The sequence below is a fragment of the uncultured Campylobacter sp. genome (genome assembly GCF_938030815.1).
In the GTDB taxonomy this organism is placed as follows: Bacteria; Campylobacterota; Campylobacteria; order Campylobacterales; family Campylobacteraceae; genus Campylobacter_B.
The window spans coordinates 1-16,089 of the sequence record NZ_CALHII010000022.1 but is presented as its reverse complement, the minus strand read 5'-3'; the positions used below and the strand labels follow the sequence as shown (position 1 = coordinate 16,089).

The window sequence follows — 16,089 nt, the reverse complement described above, 5'->3', positions numbered from 1 at the left end:
CTCGAGCATTTTTATTTAACGGCTTGCGCCGCATATTTGAAATTTTAAATTCTACGTAAAATTTAAAACCACGAGCCGCAAAGTGTTTCGGCGCAGCGGGTATAAGCGGATGTAAATTTAAAATTTAACCGCCGTGAGTCGAGAAGCGCAATCAAAGCCCAAGCCCAGAGCTCCGGCGAAATTTTACAAAATCTCCCTGAAATCATACCCTGCGTTTTTGAGTGCCCAGGCGATGTCCTCTTGATGAGCCTTGCCTTTGGTCTCAAGCGTGATCGTGATCTGCGCATCGCCGTACTCGATGTTGGTCGAAAAGCGGTCGTAGTCGATCTTGACGATGTTTGCATTGGCGCGGCGCAAAATTTCTGTAAGCCCAGTAAGCGCGCCCGGCTTATCGACGAGCGTGACATTGATCGTCATCTTGCGGTGCGATTTGATAAGACCCTTTTCGATGATGATGTTTAGCATCTGCACATCGATGTTGCCGCCGCTTAGGATGATGCCGATCTTTGCGCCCGCGGGGAATTGGAATTTCGCGTTCATCAGCGCCGCTACGCCCGCCGCGCCCGCGCCCTCAACGATGATTTTTTGCTGCTCGAGCAGATAGAGTATCGCGCTTGCGATCTCCTCGTCATCGACCTGCACGAACTCATCGACGCACTCGATGATCGTGCTAAGCGTGATCTCGCTAGTATCCCGCACGGCGATGCCGTCGGCGATGGTGCGGACAGATTTGGAATTTAGAGGCTTTTTCGCGACGAAGCTATCGTGCATCGCGGGCGCGCCCTTGGCGGCTACGGCGATGATTTTGATGTCTGGATTGATCTGTTTGGCACAGCTGCAAACCCCCGTCGCAAGCCCGCCGCCGCCAACTGGAACGACGATGTATTCAAGATCTGCGACCTCCTCGATCATCTCAAGCGCGATCGTGCCCTGGCCTGCTTGGACGAACTCGTCGTTGAAGGGATGCACGAATGTCAGATTATGCTCTTTGGCATATTCCAGCGCAAACGCGTACGCCTCGTCGAAATTATCGCCCTTTAGGATGATCTCCGCGCCCAGAGCCTTCGTGCCGCTTACCTTAAGTAACGGCGTGGCCTCAGGCATTACGATCACAGCATGCACGCCGAATTTTTGCGCGCTCATCGCTACGCCTTGGGCGTGGTTGCCCGCGCTTGCGGCTATTACTCCATGCGCCCGCTCCTCATCCGTTAGGTGCGCGATTTTATTGTAAGCCCCACGGATCTTATACGCGCCGGTGCGCTGTAAATTCTCGCTTTTAAGATATACTTCCGCGCCGTAAAGCTTGCTGAGCTTCGGCGCCAGAGCAAAGGGCGTTTTATAGACGAAATCGTTTATCGTGCGCTTTGCTCGGATGATTTTATTTAGATCAACCATCTACTTCCTTTCGTAATTTTAAATTTTGTTATTATACATATTTTAGGCGAAATTTTATCCCGCGCGCAGCCTAAATCCGCAGCTTCGGTTTTAGCTCCGCTTAACTCCTGCGCCGCAGCAGCACGCCGCATTCGATATGGCTCGTATGCGCGAACTGATCGAAGATCGCAAACCTGCGTACCTCGTGCGTAGCGCAAAGCGAGCGTAAATTTTCAAAAAGCGTCTGCAGATTACAGGAGATGTAGATCAAATTTTGAAAATTTTTTATGAAATCAATCACGCTAGGCTCCAGCCCCGCGCGCGGCGGATCGATCAAGACGTGCGAAAAATCGTAGCCGAAAATATCGATCCCCTTTAGCCGCTCAAACTCGCGCCTGCGCGCAAACGCGCTCATCAACTCATCCGCGCTAAGGCGGACGAATTGCGCGTTGCAAACGCCGTTGAGCTCGCAGTTTATGCGGGCATTCGCGATCGAGCTTTTTGAAATTTCACTCGCCAGCACGCGGTTAAATTTAGCCGCAAGCGGGATAGTGAAGTTGCCGTGCCCGCAGTACAGCTCCAGCAGATCGCGCGCAGCGGAGCTTTCTGGGCGCACGGCATGTTGTTTGCAGCTCGAATTTTGCTCGGTTGAATTTTTGCAGGCTGAATTTTGCGCGCTTTTCTTTTCACAATCCAAATTTTGCGCAGCGGAATTTTGCACTTCCAAATCCTTACGAGCGGAATTATTATCCGCAGAGCTTTCGTATGCGTACGCACAGTTAAATTTCACGGAATTTTCGCTGTTAAACTCCGCGCGAGCAGAATTTGCTTTAACGGAATTCCGGAAAGCGGCGTTAAATTCGGCGGAATTTTCAGAAGCAAAATTTCGATCCGTAGAATTTCGCGGGGTGGACTGCTCGCAGCCGTAATTTTGCGCTGCGGAATTTTGCGAGGCAATTTTTTTTTCAGTAAAATTCTTTGCGGCGAAATTCTGCGCGGCGCACACCTCGCTCGCGCCATCTTTGCCGAAGTCCACGCAGCTTCTCGCCCAGGCGATCATCTTTTCGTTCACGCCGCGGTTGGGCTGGATGAAGGCGTTTTCGCCGAAGCGAAATTTATAAACCCGTCCGTCCACGCAAAGCTCGTCTGTGAGGCTTAGCTCGCCGCTTAGCAGCTTCTGTCCGCGCGCGCGAGCCATAACTCTGATGCCAAGCTTGCCCGCCAGCTCGCAAATCGCCCCCTGCTCGCTCTCGCCCAGGCGCTTGTGATAAAGCAGCGTCGCCAAAATCCCGCTGGCGCACGAGATGAACTCGACGCCGAAGAGCTTCTCTTTTAAAGCTTCGCTACGCCTAAGCGCCTCTAACAGCCGCGGCATTAAATTTGCGATAGGAAGCGCTACTTTAGGGCATTCGTTAATTAAAATTTTCTTGCTACGTGCGCCGCCCATCGTGTATGCAAGATCAAATGCGCTATGCCAAATATCGTGCCAGATACCAAATTCCGCCCTGATGCGGTAATTTTGCGGCTGTGAGGCAAAAAACTCAAACTCGCCGTCAAAAAATTCTCTGAACTTATCGCTTATCAGCTGCTTTTTGTATGGAATTTGATCTTCATAGGGCTCGCCGAGCGTGCAGCTGCCGCAACTACCGAAGCTTTCGCAGTTCATACATCCACTCTTTTACCCACCGTGCGCAGTAAAAGAATGATAGCCGCGATACCCAAGATCAGACATCCCCACACGCTAAGCCCAAAGCCCGCAGGCAGGTAGCCGCAAACGATACTGATGCCGCAAACGACCAGCGCATAGGTCATCTGCGTGCTTACGTGCTCGATGTGATCGCAGCCCGCGCCCATCGAAGAGAGGATCGTCGTATCCGAAATCGGCGAGCAGTGATCGCCAAAGATCGCTCCCGTAAGCACCGCGCTTACGTTTACGCACATGAAAACGTGAAATTCCTCGCTGCTAAGTCCGTATTTTTGCCCCACGGCGTGCGCTAACGGTACGGCTAAAGGTGTGACGATGCCCATAGTACCGAAGCTTGTGCCCGTTGAAAATGAGATAAACGAGCTAAGCACGAAGATCACGATCGCAAGAGCAAAGCGCGGCGTAGCGTCGCTTAGAAGCTCGACTAGGTAGCGCGAAGTGCCAAGCTCTTTGATAACGGAGCTTAGCGACCACGCAAAAAGCAGGATTATGACGGTATTTAGCATACTTTTCCAGCCGCCCACCCAGACCTCGATCGCCTCTTTGACGCCGTAAATTTTTTGCGCGATGCCCAAAACGACGGCGATGATCGACGAAAAGAGCGCGGATTGAAACAGCACGACCGAGGCGTCCGCCGCGCTAAATGCGGTGCGGATCGATGTAAAGCTAAGAGGTGCTGCTTTGACCGCTTCCAAAGTCTCGCCCTCCAGCGAGCTGTAGCCGTTTAGATAAAAGCCGATGACCGAAAGGACGATCATCGCGCCTAGCGGGATCAGCGCGTTTATCTTGCGAAGAACTACGCCCTCTTTGGGTACGAAAATTTGATCCTCTAAATTTTTGATCTTAAAATCCGCGGCTCCGCTCTTACCGCCGCGAGATGCAATCTCTGCGCGATACATCGAGCCAAACTCCCTGCTCATCACGGCGGTTGCGACTACGAAAAAGATCATGAAAATATTATAAAATCTATACGGAATCGTCTCTACAAAGACGGTAAAGGCATTTATGTTTTCTATGCCGATCTGCGAGTAGGCCTCTTTGATCGCCGAAATTTCGACTCCGACCCAGGTGGAGATCACCGCGATACCGGTAATCGGCGCGGCGGTCGCGTCGATGATGAAGGCGAATTTCGCGCGCGAAATTTTAAATTTATCCATAAGTGGCCGCATTATCGGACCCACGATCAACGCGTTTGCGTAATCGTCGAAAAATATCACGATACCCATGAGCCAAGTATAAATTTGACCCAAAACTGGGGTGTCTGCGTGCTTGCTAAGCCAAAGCGCAAGCGCCTTCGTACCGCCGCTTTTGGTCACCAAAGCGATGAGCCCGCCGATACACATAACCTGAAGCAAAATACCCGCATTCCACGTATCCGCCATCGATTTTACCATACGCGAGCACAGGTTCGTAAAAGCGAAAAGCGCCGAAGCTGCGATATTTTGATCGACCATACCGATAAGAAAGGTTCCGCTTAGCACGCCCAAAAACAGCGACAAAATCACGTCCTTGGTGATGAAAGCAAGCACGATCGCCGCAACCGGCGGGATAAGCGTCAGCACGCCGTAAAGCTCGCTGTTTCGCACGGCGGGCTCCACGTCCGCAAGCGCCAGCGCGGGCAAAAAAATTGCCGTAAAGATAAGCAAATTTTTTAACATTTTAATCCTTGATGATTGATAAAATTTTAAAATTTAACCTCCGCTCGGGGGCTAAATTTTAAAATTCTGCGCGCATTGCAGCAATTAATCATAATTCGCGTGCTTTCTTGTACGGCGATTATTGAGCGCCTTAATCGCACAGCAAGCTCTACAATTTTGCTGCGTTTACAATTTCTAGCACGCATTTTTAAGCAATTTATCGCGCAGAAAAATCTCTCCGGTGCAAAATACCGCGCGCGGCGTAATCAAAAGCGTTTTATAAACGCATTTAAAATTTTACTTAACATAGCAAAAGCCCCAAGTCAAGGTAAAATTCCGCAATACTGCGATGCTTACTTTGTCGCAAAAGCGATAAGTTTATCGCACAAAATTTGACGAAATCCCGCTCTTGATCGCAAACCAAAATCCCTCGGCAAAAATTTTATCGCGCATAAACGCACAAATATCGCCGTTTTTCAAGCCTGCCTGCGCGTTTATAAAGTTTCAGTGTATGCAACCTGCGCAAGCAAAGTGATAAAATTTTAAAGCGTTAAATTCTACCAACTCGCACTCGAAAAATCCGCTAAATCTATAGAATTTACAAAGCGGCAAAACTCTAAATTTAAAGCTCATAAGGCTTTTGCAAACCCAAAACGCTGCAAACCTAAAACGACGAAGCGGCGAGCGACCCTTTAAATCAAGCCCGCTAATTCTCACGCTCAGGCGCATCTTGCGGATCGCTCGTAAAATCATCGCTTGCTTGTGTAGGACTTAGTCCAAGCGAGCGTAAATAGCTCTGTGTAGCCGCTTCACCACCCGCAAGCGCGTAGTCTAGTGCATTTAGCCCCGCCTCGTCGACTGCTTTTTCGTTTGCGCCCGATTTTACGAGCAATTCAACGATCTGCTTGGTACTTTTTTGCGCCGCAAACATCAGCAGTGTCTTGCCCACTCCTGAACGTTCACAGCCGTCGCTACGCTCGCCTAGCGACGCTAGAGCCTGGGCCTCGGCGCTGCCGATCTGGCGGACATTTACGCTAGCGTGCGAGTAGATTAGCAACTTTACGAGCTCATAATTTTTTGCCGCGGCGGCGAAAAATATCGGAGTTTGCCCAAGCGAGTTTTTATAGCCAACCAAGGCGCCTTTAGAGATCATAAATTTTGCGCTTTGAACGTTATTCATCGCGTAAAATAGAGAGTTTTCCTCGCCAGCATTCACCTGCGCGCCTCGCTCGATCAAAGCGCCGCTAAAGCGCTCGTCATATCCTAGCAAAAGTGCTAGATCCAGGGCATTATCAAGCTCGTAAATCGCAAAATCCTTGCTAAAAAGTAGCGTACGGAACTCATCTGGGCCTACTCCGCCTTTTAGCGCCAGCTCAAGCTCACCGTAATCTCCCGCCTTGCGATCCTTTGCGGCGTATGCGATAAATTCCGCTATAACGGCGCTTGCCAGCTCATCGGCATCGTTTTTGTTGAATTTGGCGGCGAAATAATCTCTTAGTGCCTCCCTGGCTACCGGGACCTCGCCCATAAAATTGCCATAAGCGATGAAATTTCCAATCTTGCGCTCGGAGTAAAATTCTAAGGCTTCAAGCGATTTTTCGCTAATTTGCGCGTAGTTTTTCTCTTTAGCATAGCTCAAAAAGCCCTCGCCATCCATCCCCGCAAATGCCAAGGTTCGCTCAAGCCTTTTTTCGTTCAGCAAGGCTTCGTTACCGACACAATCGATATTTTCGTCCCTGATCTCAGAAGCCGCGCTTTTTAAATTTTGCAAAAATTCTGCGCCAGCTAGCGAGCCTTTACAGCCAAAATCGCTTTGCAGCAACTCTTCGTCCGCAGGCTCTTTGCTAAAAAAGCCGCGCGGATCGCTTAGTATCTGCTCGCAAGAAGCGCCAAAAAGCGTGCCGCAAAAAACAAACGAACCCATTAGAATTTTTCGCATCGCTACCTCGAATTGCATTTGAAGCGTTATTTTACCTTTAAATTTATTTATTAAAACTTAGTGCGGACGGTAGAATTCTACGGAATTCCTTTTAACCTTATAAAATTTTGCGGAATTTTTAAAATTTTACGGCGCGGCGGCGAGCTGTACTGAACGGTCTGGTAGCGGCGTAGCGATGGACGGCGCCGGATACGACGCGGCGGCGAGCGGTGCTAGGCGATAGTCGGACGGCGGCACGGCGACCGATGAAATCATACTACGACGCTACGGCAAACAACGCCGAATAGCGGCGGCGGCGGTAAGTAGCGTCAGGAGTATACCGAGCGGCGACGCAACGACGAATAACGCTAGAGGGCAAACGGCGCCAAGAGGCAGCTAGACGGCAGCGCGGCGGGCGGCACCGTATGACGGCGCGGCGATCTGCGACGTTAAAATTTTAAAATTTATACGTGGGGCTAGATGCAAAATAAAATTTCACAAACGGCGCAAATCTCGCAAAATTGCACGCGCAATTACCGCAAAATAAAATTATAAGCGCTCAAATTTCATAGAATTTTACGCGTTTACGAGTGATTAACCGCGGGAGTAAAATTTTGCACGCTCTGTGCAGAGAAAAAGAGCTCTTTCAAAACGAAAGAAATTCGCAGCGAGTAGAGTTAAATTTCGCCCGTAAAAATTCCGCCGAATAAAGCCGTCCGCCGAAGTTAACTCAGGCAAGCTTGCTAACGCGGAATCCGGCGGCGGAATTCACGAAATTTTACGCCAGATTAATCGCAAGATAAAATTTTGCAAGCAGCGCTAATCCCGCGGAATTCCGCGCGCGATTAGCCGCAGGATAAAATTTTGCGCGTTTTGCGCCGAGTAAATTAAAATTTCGCCGCGCAAAATTCCGCGCCTAGCGCAAAATCCGCCGCGTTAAAATTTAGCAAATTTCAATCTGATGGAATTTAGTACGACCGTTACGGAGCTAAAGCACATCGCCGCGGCGCCGTACATCGGCTTTAGAAGCACGCCGAGCGCTGGATATAGCGCGCCTGCTGCGATCGGGATACATACGGCGTTGTAAAAGAGCGCCCAGAAAAGGTTTTGCCTAATCGTCCGCATGGCAGCACCGCCTAGACGGAATAGATATAGCACGCTTTCAAGGTCGTTTTTTATAAAAATCACGTCGCCCGCGCCCTTGGCTACGTCGCTGCCGCCGTTCATCGCGACGCCGATACTAGCGGCTTTTAAGCTCGGTGCGTCATTGACGCCGTCGCCCACGAAAAGCACCCGCCTGCCCTCATCGGTCAGGGATTTGATGAACTCATATTTGCCGCTTGGAAGCACTCCACTTTTTACCTCGCCGATGCCGAGATTGCGAGCGACGAAATTTGCCGTTTTGGCGTTATCACCCGTTAGCATGACGGTTTTTACGCCGCTTTTTTGCAGCGTCTGCACGACGCTGCGCGCTTCGGCTCTGATCTCGTCGCTAAATGCGATAAAGCCCGCGTATGAGCCGCCTATCACGCAGTAAACGACGCCGAAACCCTTGTCTAAAAGCTCCTCCGCTTCTACTTCGACGCCCGCATCCACGCCGCGCTCGCGCAGAAAGCCTGCACTGCCGCAAAGGATTTCGCCGGTGGGATTTTTCGCGACGATCCCCTTGCCCGCGATGCTTTCGAACTCGCCGTTAAATTTAGAAATTTCACCGAATTTCAGCTCGGCAAATTTTACGATCGCCTTTGAAATCGGATGCTCGCTAAGTTTTTGCGCGCTTGCTAAAGCGTAGAGATCCTGGGCGCTCAGATCGCTGAAGCTTACCGAAATTTCGCCCTTGCTAAGAGTGCCGGTTTTATCGAAAACCGCGACGTCGGCACCTTTTAAAATTTCTAAAATTTCGGGATTTTTGATTAAAATTCCAGCCTTTGCAGCGTTTGAGATCGCGCAAACGATAGCAATCGGCGTCGCAAGACCTAGCGCACACGGGCAGGAGATGATAAGCACGCAGATAGCGGCGGATGCGGCGTATGAGAGCCGCCCGTCAAGCGCCATCCACGCTATAAAGCTAACAAGCGCGATCAAAATCACCGCGGGCACGAAAATATTTGAAATTTTATCGGCAAAGCGCGCGATCGGCATCTTTTTGTTGCCCGCCTCGTTCAGCAAATTTTTAATCTCGGCAAGCAGCGTCTGATGCGAAAATTTCGTCACCTTCACGTAGATAACGCCGTCCGTGCTGACGCAGCCTGCATTCACCTCATCGCCTACGCTTTTATAAACCGCCAAGCTCTCGCCGCTGATGAGAGAGGCGTCGATCTGCGCGCCGCCCTCGACGATAAGCCCGTCGCAGGGGATGCGCGAGCCGTTTTTTACGAGCACTTTATCGCCCGGCTTTAGCGCTTCTGCGCGCACTTCGGCTATCGTGCCGTCGTCCTTGATCAAAAGCGCGGTTTTAGGGCTTAGATCGATTAGCCCCTTGATGTAGTCGTTCGCCTTCATCTTGCTGCGCTCTTCTAAGTATTTGCCAAGCGAGATAAAGGCGATTATCATCGAGGCGGATGAGAAATAAAGATTGGTAAATTCATTCTGCGCGCCGTGCGTATAGACCCACGCCGCGGCCGTTAGAGAATAGGCAAACGCAAAAAAGCTTCCCATCGCCACGAGCACGTTCATATCAAAGCTTCTGTTTTTCAGCGAGCCGTAAGCGTGATAAAAGAAGTTTTTGCCGCAGTAAAACAGGCTCACGCACGCCATCGCCGCGCAAAGTAGCGCCTTTGGAACGAAGCTCAAAAACCCGCTCATCTCCACAGCCATTACCGCCGCGGCTAAAACGAGAGCGAGGATTAGCCTAAATAGCGCCACTTTGAGGTTGCGTCGCTTTTTGCGCTCCAAATCCTCGTAATCCACGGCGATGTCGTAGCCCAGCTTTTTGATCTTGGCTTTTAGCGTCTCCTCAAGCGCCGGATCAGCAAGTACGAACTCGCCGCTGCCGTTTGCGAAATTTACGTGCGCCTCCTGCACCCCCTCGATCTTGCGACTTACCCGCTCGATCGCATTGGAGCAGTTTACGCAGCTCATCCCGACGATATTTAGAGTGATTTTGCTTGGCATTGCGTTAGTTCGCGCAGGCTAGTTTTTCTGTTACACTAAAGCCCAAATCGTCCATCTCCTCTTTAAATTTAGCCTCGTCGCGCGGATCTAAGCTTAAACTCACCACTCCGCTTGCTACGTCCACCTCGATCTCGCCGAAATCATCCTTGAGCGCGTTTTTGATCGTCCTCGCGCAGTTTTCGCAGTGGATATTTTGCGCCTTAAATTTTACGCTTTGTTTCAAAGCCATGAGCCTCTCCTTTGGATTAAAATTTCAAAACTTATACTACTTTTTAATAAATTTTATTTCAACGCCCGCTCCTGAAATTTAAGGGTTTTTCGTTATAATCACCCGTTTTTAAATTTAAGCTTTAAGGAATTTTATGGGACGAGCTTTTGAATACAGACGCGCTTCAAAAGAAGCTAGATGGGGAAAGATGAGCAAACTTTTCCCAAAACTGGGCAAGGCCATAACGATGGCTGCGAAAGAGGGCGGCGAAGATCCGCTGATGAACTCCAAACTGCGCGCCGCGATCGCTACGGCAAAGGCGCAAAATATGCCCAAAGACAATATCGACGCAGCTATCAAGCGCGCAAGCGGCAAAGATAGCGCCGATATCAAAACGATCTTTTACGACGGCAAGGCGCCGCACGGCGCGCTTTTAATAATCGAATGCGCCACCGACAACCCGACCCGCACCGTCGCAAACGTAAAATCGATTTTAAACAAAGCCAAGGGCGAGTTTTTGCCGAGCGGCAGTTTGAAATTTATGTTTTCGCACAAGGCCGTTTTTGAGACTAAACTGCCGAGCCGCGACATCGAGGAGCTGGAGCTTGAGCTCATCGACTTCGGTCTTAGCGAGCTTAAGATCAACGAGTTTGAAAACGATAAGGGCGAGCTCGAAAAGACGCTTCTAATCTACGGCGAATACGAAAGCTTCGGCACTCTAAACGAGGGGATCGAAAAGATAGGGCTTGAGATCATCAGCGCAAGCTTAAAATTCGTCGCTAACGAAAAGCACGAATTTAGCGAGGAGCAGCTGGGCGATATCGATGCGCTGCTCGAGCGGCTAGAGGATGAAGACGACGTGCAGGCAGTTTACACCAACATCGCATAGGAGAAAAAATGGAAAGCTTAAAAATTTACGACATTGACGCAGAGGCTTTGGCGCGCGATAAATACGCCGTGATAAAAACCGAAAAGGGCGATATGAAGCTGGAGCTTTTCGCAGACGAAGCCCCGCAGGCGGTTACGAATTTCGCCAGCCTTGCTCGCAGCGGGTTTTACAAGGGACTAAATTTTCACCGCGTAATTCCAAATTTCGTGATCCAAGGCGGCTGCCCGCGCGGCACCGGCACGGGAGGTCCAGGCTGGCGCATAAAGTGCGAATGCGACCGCCAAAAGCATAAGCACGTGCGCGGCGCGCTATCGATGGCGCACGCAGGGCGCGATACGGGCGGAAGCCAGTTTTTCGTCTGCCACAGCGCGCAGCCGCACCTAGACGGTGTGCACACGGTGTTCGGTCGTATCGTGGATCAGCCTAGCCTAGCGGTTTTAGACGCGATTAGGCAGGGCGATAAGATCATCGATATCGAGATTAAAGAGAGCCTACAATCGTGATTAAATTTAAACCGCGGGGCGCCAGACCGTGATAAAGATCGGCACGGACATAACCGCGGTGCGCAGGATCGCGGCGCTGCGCGCAAAATACGGCGCGAAATTTCTAAAGCGTATTTTGAAAAAATCCGAGCGCTCCTCCGCGCTGCGCGACGAAAGTATAGCGGGCGTCTATGCCGCTAAAGAGGCGCTTAGCAAGGCGCTAGGCACCGGCATCGGCGCAGAGTTCGGCTTTAAAGACGCTAAAATTTACAAAGACACCCTGGGCGCGCCGCATTTAAAAATCCGTAAAAAAATCCGTAAAAAATTTCATATCAAATCCGCAAGCCTTAGCATCACGCACGACGCAAACGTCGCAATCGCGGTAGTCGCACAAAAACTTAATAAGCCGCGCTCAAAGTAACGAAGCGAAGCAGCGCACGGCAGTAAAAATCCTACATAAACTTTATATAAATTTTGCGCGACGGAATTTTTGAGGTTAGGCGCAGGTTTTGTAGAGTAGTATTTCGCGGCGCAGTACGCGATACGGCAGCAAACTTTGACTATCTAAATTTTATATTTGCCGACTTAAAATTTTACATTCATGAATAAAATTTTGGAGCACAAAATTTACCGCAACGAAATTTTGAAATTTCACCGCACCGCAGAATTTTGCTTTAAATTTAAGGCACAGAATTTTATAGCGGCGCCTCGGTGCAACTCAAAATGTAAAATTTCAGCCTGGAATTTAGCGGCAAAAGTATAGATTTTCTATTAAAATTTCACGGCGAAATTGCGCTTTGAAATTTAAAACGGATGCGAAGTCCGCTCCGCCCAATCTATCGCATCATCAAGGATTAAACGGAGGTTCTTGAGCCAATGAAACACGCGCCGCGGCGGCATCTGTTCGTCGCGCCCATCTCGAGCAAGAGGCTTTTGTGCCGTATCTATGCCGAATACCGCAGATAGCGCAGCATTTTCTACCGCCATGTGCGAAAAATGGAGGCGAGCTTGCGTAGCTACATTTACCGCTCAGTCTTCCGCTAGCTTGAGCACACACAGATAAGCGGCGCGCCCACAGCAGCGAGCGATCAAAATTTACACGGCGCAAATTTAAAGATGAAATTCCGCAAGCCATAGATTTAGCGTTAAATTTTAAAATTTCACGGCGGCTCAAATTTTAAAATTCCATGCATGGCGGATTTAAAATTTTAAGCCGGCAAGCCCGCGAGGCTAAATTTAGCCGCCAAGAAGTTTGCAAGTCTCTGCAAAGTGGAATTTTATCGCGGCACGACGCCGCAAAATTTTCAATTGTCTATATTTTGACCTACGGCGCATTGCGATAGGGTTTGGAATTTTTCCCGTATAAATTTTCAATTCTCTATATTTCGGCTGCTCCGAAACTGCACCCAAAGCCGCTCTGTATTTAGAAAGTCGCGTAAATTTAAAATCGCTCGCGCCAAGCTACGATTAAATTTCAAGTGTTTCAAGCGCAAAGCGCGGTCACGGCGCTAGCTTACGTCAAAACGCCCCAAACTACGATTAAATTCCAAGCCGTAACCCAATTCTCGCGCAACAAAAGGCGGACTACTCCGCCTTTTTTAGATTATCGGCGAGCAAAAACGCAAGCTCTAGCGCCTGATCTGCGTTTAGGCGCGGATCACACTGCGTTTCGTAGCGCTGCTTTAGCGTCTCTTGCGTCACGTTAAATGAGCCGCCCGTGCACTCGGTGACGTTTTGACCGGTCATCTCAAGGTGAATACCGCCCGCGTGCGTGCCCTCCGCGGCGTGGATCTCGAAAAAGCTCTGAACTTCGCTTAAAATTTTAGAAAATTCGCGCGTTTTGTAGCCGTTGGCGGCCTTGACGGTGTTGCCGTGCATCGGATCGATGCTGTATAGAATCGCCCTGCCCTCGCGCTTTAGCTCGCGTAAAATTTGCGGCAGCCGCGCGCCGATCTTATCCGCGCCCATGCGGATGATGACGTTTAGCCTGCCTGCTTCGTTTTGCGGATTGAGCTTGTCGCAAAGGCGCAAAATTTCATCTGCGGTGCCGCTCGGGCCGATCTTGACGCCGAGAGGGTTTTTGATACCGCTTAAAAAATGCACATGTGCATCGTCCGCGCCGCGCGTGCGCTCGCCGATCCAAAGCATGTGCGCCGAGCAGTCGTACCAATCGCCGCTGGTGCTGTCGATGCGCGTCAGACACTCCTCGTAGTGCAGCAGCAGCGCCTCGTGCGAGGTGTAAAGCACCGTCTCCGCAAGGCTCGGGGAATTTGCAGCACTCAACCCGCACGCCTCCATAAATTTAAGCGTGCGCGAAATTTCATCACTGAGTTCGTTAAATTTAGCCTCCAGCTCACCTTTTTTCAAAAAGCCCAAATTCCACTTATGCACCTCGTGCAGGTTCGCAAGACCACCGCGAGAAAAGGCGCGCAGAAGATTTAGCGTCGAAGCGCTTTGATGATACGCCTCGATCATGCGAGCGGGATCTGGCTTGCGCGCCGCTTCGCTAAACTCAAAGCCGTTGATTATGTCGCCGCGGTAGCTAGGCAAGCTCACGCCGCCCGCCTCCTCGAAGTCGCTGCTGCGCGGCTTTGCAAACTGCCCCGCGATGCGACCCACCTTGACGACGGGGCAGCCCGCCGCGAAGGTAAGAATGATCGCCATCTGAAGCATTACCTTAAACATATCGCGGATATTATTCGCGCTAAAATCATTAAAGCTCTCCGCGCAATCGCCGCCTTGAAGCAGAAAAGACTTGCCCTCGCTGGCGCGCGCAAGCTCGGCTTTTAAATTTCGCACCTCGCCCGCGAAAATTAACGGCGGCAGCTTGTAAAGGCGATCTTTGGCGGCCTGCACTGCACTTTCGTCCTGATAGATCGGCTGCTGTAAAATTTTATAATCTTTCCACGACGTCCTACTCCAACTCATAGCCCCTCCTAGGTTTCGTAAAATTTCACGATTATACCCAAATAAGCTTTTATTAACCCAAAAAATCTTAAAATAGCGCCTTTAGGCAATTTGGAAGGAATTTTATGGAAGAAAACCGCACTAAAGGGCTAATACTTGCTCTTGCCACCTTTGTTATGTGGGGCGTTTTTCCGATATTTTTCAAGCTCATAAAGGACGTGGACGCTGTGCAAATTTTAGCGCATCGCGTCGTTTGGTCCTTCCTGCTGCTGCTTGTTTTTCTCTGCTTTACGCACCGCTTAAAAAACGTCGCGCGGCTTCTTGGCACCCCTAAAATCGCCCTTACGCTGCTTTGTACGGGACTACTTATCAGCACGAACTGGGGTATTTATATCTACGCGGTAAATTCCGATCAAATTTTAGCCACCAGCCTCGGATATTTTATAAATCCGCTATTTTCGGTGCTTTTGGGCGCTTTGTTTCTGCACGAACGGCTAAGCGCGGCGGCTAAGCTTTCCCTGCTGCTAGCCTTTGCGGCTATCGGCGTGCAAATTTACGCTCTGGGCAGGCTTCCTATAATCTCGCTCGTGCTACCGCTTAGCTTTGCATTTTACGGCCTCATACGCAAGAAGGTAAAAGTGCCTAGCTTTGAGGGGCTGTTTTGCGAGACGACGCTGATGCTGCTGCCCGCGCTTGCGTTTCTGATCTACTGCGCGTTGAAAGGAAGCGGCGCCTTCGGCTTTAGCGTAAGCGGCGCGCTGCTGTTTGCAAGCGGACTGATTACGATTTTGCCGCTGCTTACCTTCGCCGTAAGCACGCAGTATCTGCCGTTATCCACGATCGGCTTTATGCAGTACATCAGCCCTAGCATGAGCATGCTGATCGCCGTATTTATCTACGGCGAGGAGCTTGAGACTTATAAAATTTTGAGCTTTTCGCTAATTTGGTTCGGGCTCGCGGTCGTGGGCCTAGACGGCTTAAGGAGAAAAAATGGCTAATTTCGCTTTGATGTTCGCAGTCGCCCTTGCGGTGGGCGCGCTCGTGTATTTTCAGGTCCAAAAGGCTTCCGCGCGCGCAGACGCCGCAGATCCCGAGCTTAGCTCGCAAAGGTATATGAAATTTTGCGATATTTTAGAGGGCAAACTGCGAGATTTAAAGCGGCTTGAACTGCACGACGAAAGCGCTCGCGAGAGCTATCTAGGCGAGCTCGAGACTCTTAGCAAGGAGTTAGTCTATATCAAAACGATGCATCAAAGCAACCTAAACCCCGCCGTGTGGGAGGGCAAGCTATTTGAGTTTCTAAGTAAAACGGACGCCCTGATCGAAAAATACGCCGCGGACGCAGAGCGCTCGCTGCAAGACTGGCGCAAGCAGCTAGAGATGGAATTTAAGAATTTGTAGCGCGAAATTTTAAGCGGCGAATTTCGCGGGTGTCTATATCGGTAGAATTTTAACGCCTAAATTTATATAATTTAACGCGCCGCAACTCTCGGAATTTTTAAAATTTACATACGTGCCGGAATTTTGCAAACCGCTTGCGTCATGGCGACAAAATTCCATGCGTTTTACAAAGCAAAACGACGCAAATTTTAAATCGGCGTAATTTGTAGAATTTTGCAAGATACGTAGCAATTGCGAAGCCGATAATCGCGTCTGTAAATTTTATAGAATTTACTCATTGGCGGACGCGGTATCTGCAGCCTTGGAACCCGCTTGTTCTAGCTGCTTAGAAGCATCGCGCCTTAAAATTTTATCATACTCCTTCACTCTTATCACCTTGCCCTCATACTCTATTTTAAGATCAAATTCCAAGCCTTCTAAGTGCAAATATCTAAAAAATTTATCTAAATCAAAG

At 50.0% G+C, this 16,089-nt stretch carries 13 protein-coding genes and 1 pseudogene; 5 read left to right on the top strand and 9 right to left on the bottom strand.

Going from position 1 to position 16,089, the window contains the following annotated elements; genetic code table 11:
• Positions 1-183: 183 nt before the first annotated feature.
• From ilvA to Q0277_RS00565, 7 genes and pseudogenes are all read right to left on the bottom strand, one after another.
• A complete protein-coding gene (gene ilvA / locus Q0277_RS00595; protein WP_297994448.1) occupies positions 184-1,395 on the bottom strand; it encodes a threonine ammonia-lyase in 1,212 nt (403 codons plus the stop codon).
• A 100-nt stretch (positions 1,396-1,495) separates the two neighbouring features.
• Positions 1,496-2,509 carry a methyltransferase domain-containing protein gene (locus tag Q0277_RS00590; RefSeq protein WP_366517309.1) on the bottom strand — a complete coding sequence of 338 codons (1,014 nt, stop codon included), beginning with the start codon at positions 2,507-2,509 and terminating at the stop codon, positions 1,496-1,498.
• A pseudogene (locus tag Q0277_RS00585) lies at positions 2,504-3,040 on the bottom strand (tRNA (uridine(54)-C5)-methyltransferase TrmA); the annotation flags it as partial. The gene Q0277_RS00590 and the pseudogene Q0277_RS00585, both read right to left, overlap by 6 nt.
• Entirely contained in the window at positions 3,037-4,737 is a 1,701-nt protein-coding gene (locus Q0277_RS00580) for a Na+/H+ antiporter NhaC family protein (RefSeq protein WP_297994445.1), read from the bottom strand. The gene Q0277_RS00580 and the pseudogene Q0277_RS00585, both read right to left, overlap by 4 nt.
• Positions 4,738-5,422: 685 nt before the next feature.
• On the bottom strand, positions 5,423-6,673 hold the full coding sequence (locus tag Q0277_RS00575) for an ankyrin repeat domain-containing protein (protein ID WP_297994444.1): 1,251 nt from the start codon (positions 6,671-6,673) through the stop codon (positions 5,423-5,425).
• Between the two features lie 897 nt (positions 6,674-7,570).
• The gene (locus Q0277_RS00570) at positions 7,571-9,748 is read right to left on the bottom strand and encodes a cation-translocating P-type ATPase (protein WP_297994441.1); all 2,178 of its coding nucleotides are present in this window, start codon (positions 9,746-9,748) and stop codon (positions 7,571-7,573) included.
• Positions 9,749-9,752: 4 nt separating this feature from the next.
• Entirely contained in the window at positions 9,753-9,977 is a 225-nt protein-coding gene (locus Q0277_RS00565) for a heavy-metal-associated domain-containing protein (protein ID WP_297994438.1), read from the bottom strand.
• A gap of 133 nt (positions 9,978-10,110) precedes the next feature.
• On the opposite strand from Q0277_RS00565, the gene Q0277_RS00560 reads away from it, so the two are divergent.
• Genes Q0277_RS00560 through acpS form a run of 3 tightly spaced genes read left to right on the top strand, consistent with a single transcriptional unit; the run spans position 10,111 to position 11,748 of the window.
• Entirely contained in the window at positions 10,111-10,845 is a 735-nt protein-coding gene (locus tag Q0277_RS00560) for a YebC/PmpR family DNA-binding transcriptional regulator (protein ID WP_297994435.1), read from the top strand.
• A gap of 8 nt (positions 10,846-10,853) precedes the next feature.
• Positions 10,854-11,348: a peptidylprolyl isomerase gene (locus tag Q0277_RS00555; RefSeq protein ID WP_297994432.1), complete on the top strand. Its 495-nt coding sequence runs from the start codon at positions 10,854-10,856 to the stop codon at positions 11,346-11,348.
• Positions 11,349-11,376: 28 nt separating this feature from the next.
• Entirely contained in the window at positions 11,377-11,748 is a 372-nt protein-coding gene (gene acpS / locus Q0277_RS00550; RefSeq protein ID WP_297994429.1) for a holo-ACP synthase, read from the top strand.
• A gap of 1,163 nt (positions 11,749-12,911) precedes the next feature.
• Here acpS and Q0277_RS00545 read toward each other — a convergent pair.
• A complete protein-coding gene (locus Q0277_RS00545; protein ID WP_297994426.1) occupies positions 12,912-14,255 on the bottom strand; it encodes a class II 3-deoxy-7-phosphoheptulonate synthase in 1,344 nt (447 codons plus the stop codon).
• A gap of 104 nt (positions 14,256-14,359) precedes the next feature.
• Between Q0277_RS00545 and rarD the strand changes: the two genes are divergently transcribed.
• The gene (rarD, locus tag Q0277_RS00540; RefSeq protein ID WP_297994423.1) at positions 14,360-15,232 is read left to right on the top strand and encodes an EamA family transporter RarD; all 873 of its coding nucleotides are present in this window, start codon (positions 14,360-14,362) and stop codon (positions 15,230-15,232) included.
• Positions 15,225-15,635: a hypothetical protein gene (locus tag Q0277_RS00535; RefSeq protein WP_297994420.1), complete on the top strand. Its 411-nt coding sequence runs from the start codon at positions 15,225-15,227 to the stop codon at positions 15,633-15,635. The genes rarD and Q0277_RS00535 overlap by 8 nt, the downstream gene beginning before the upstream one ends.
• A gap of 270 nt (positions 15,636-15,905) precedes the next feature.
• Here Q0277_RS00535 and Q0277_RS00530 read toward each other — a convergent pair.
• The coding region (locus Q0277_RS00530; protein WP_297994417.1) for a hypothetical protein at positions 15,906-16,089 on the bottom strand (184 nt) is incomplete at its 5' end.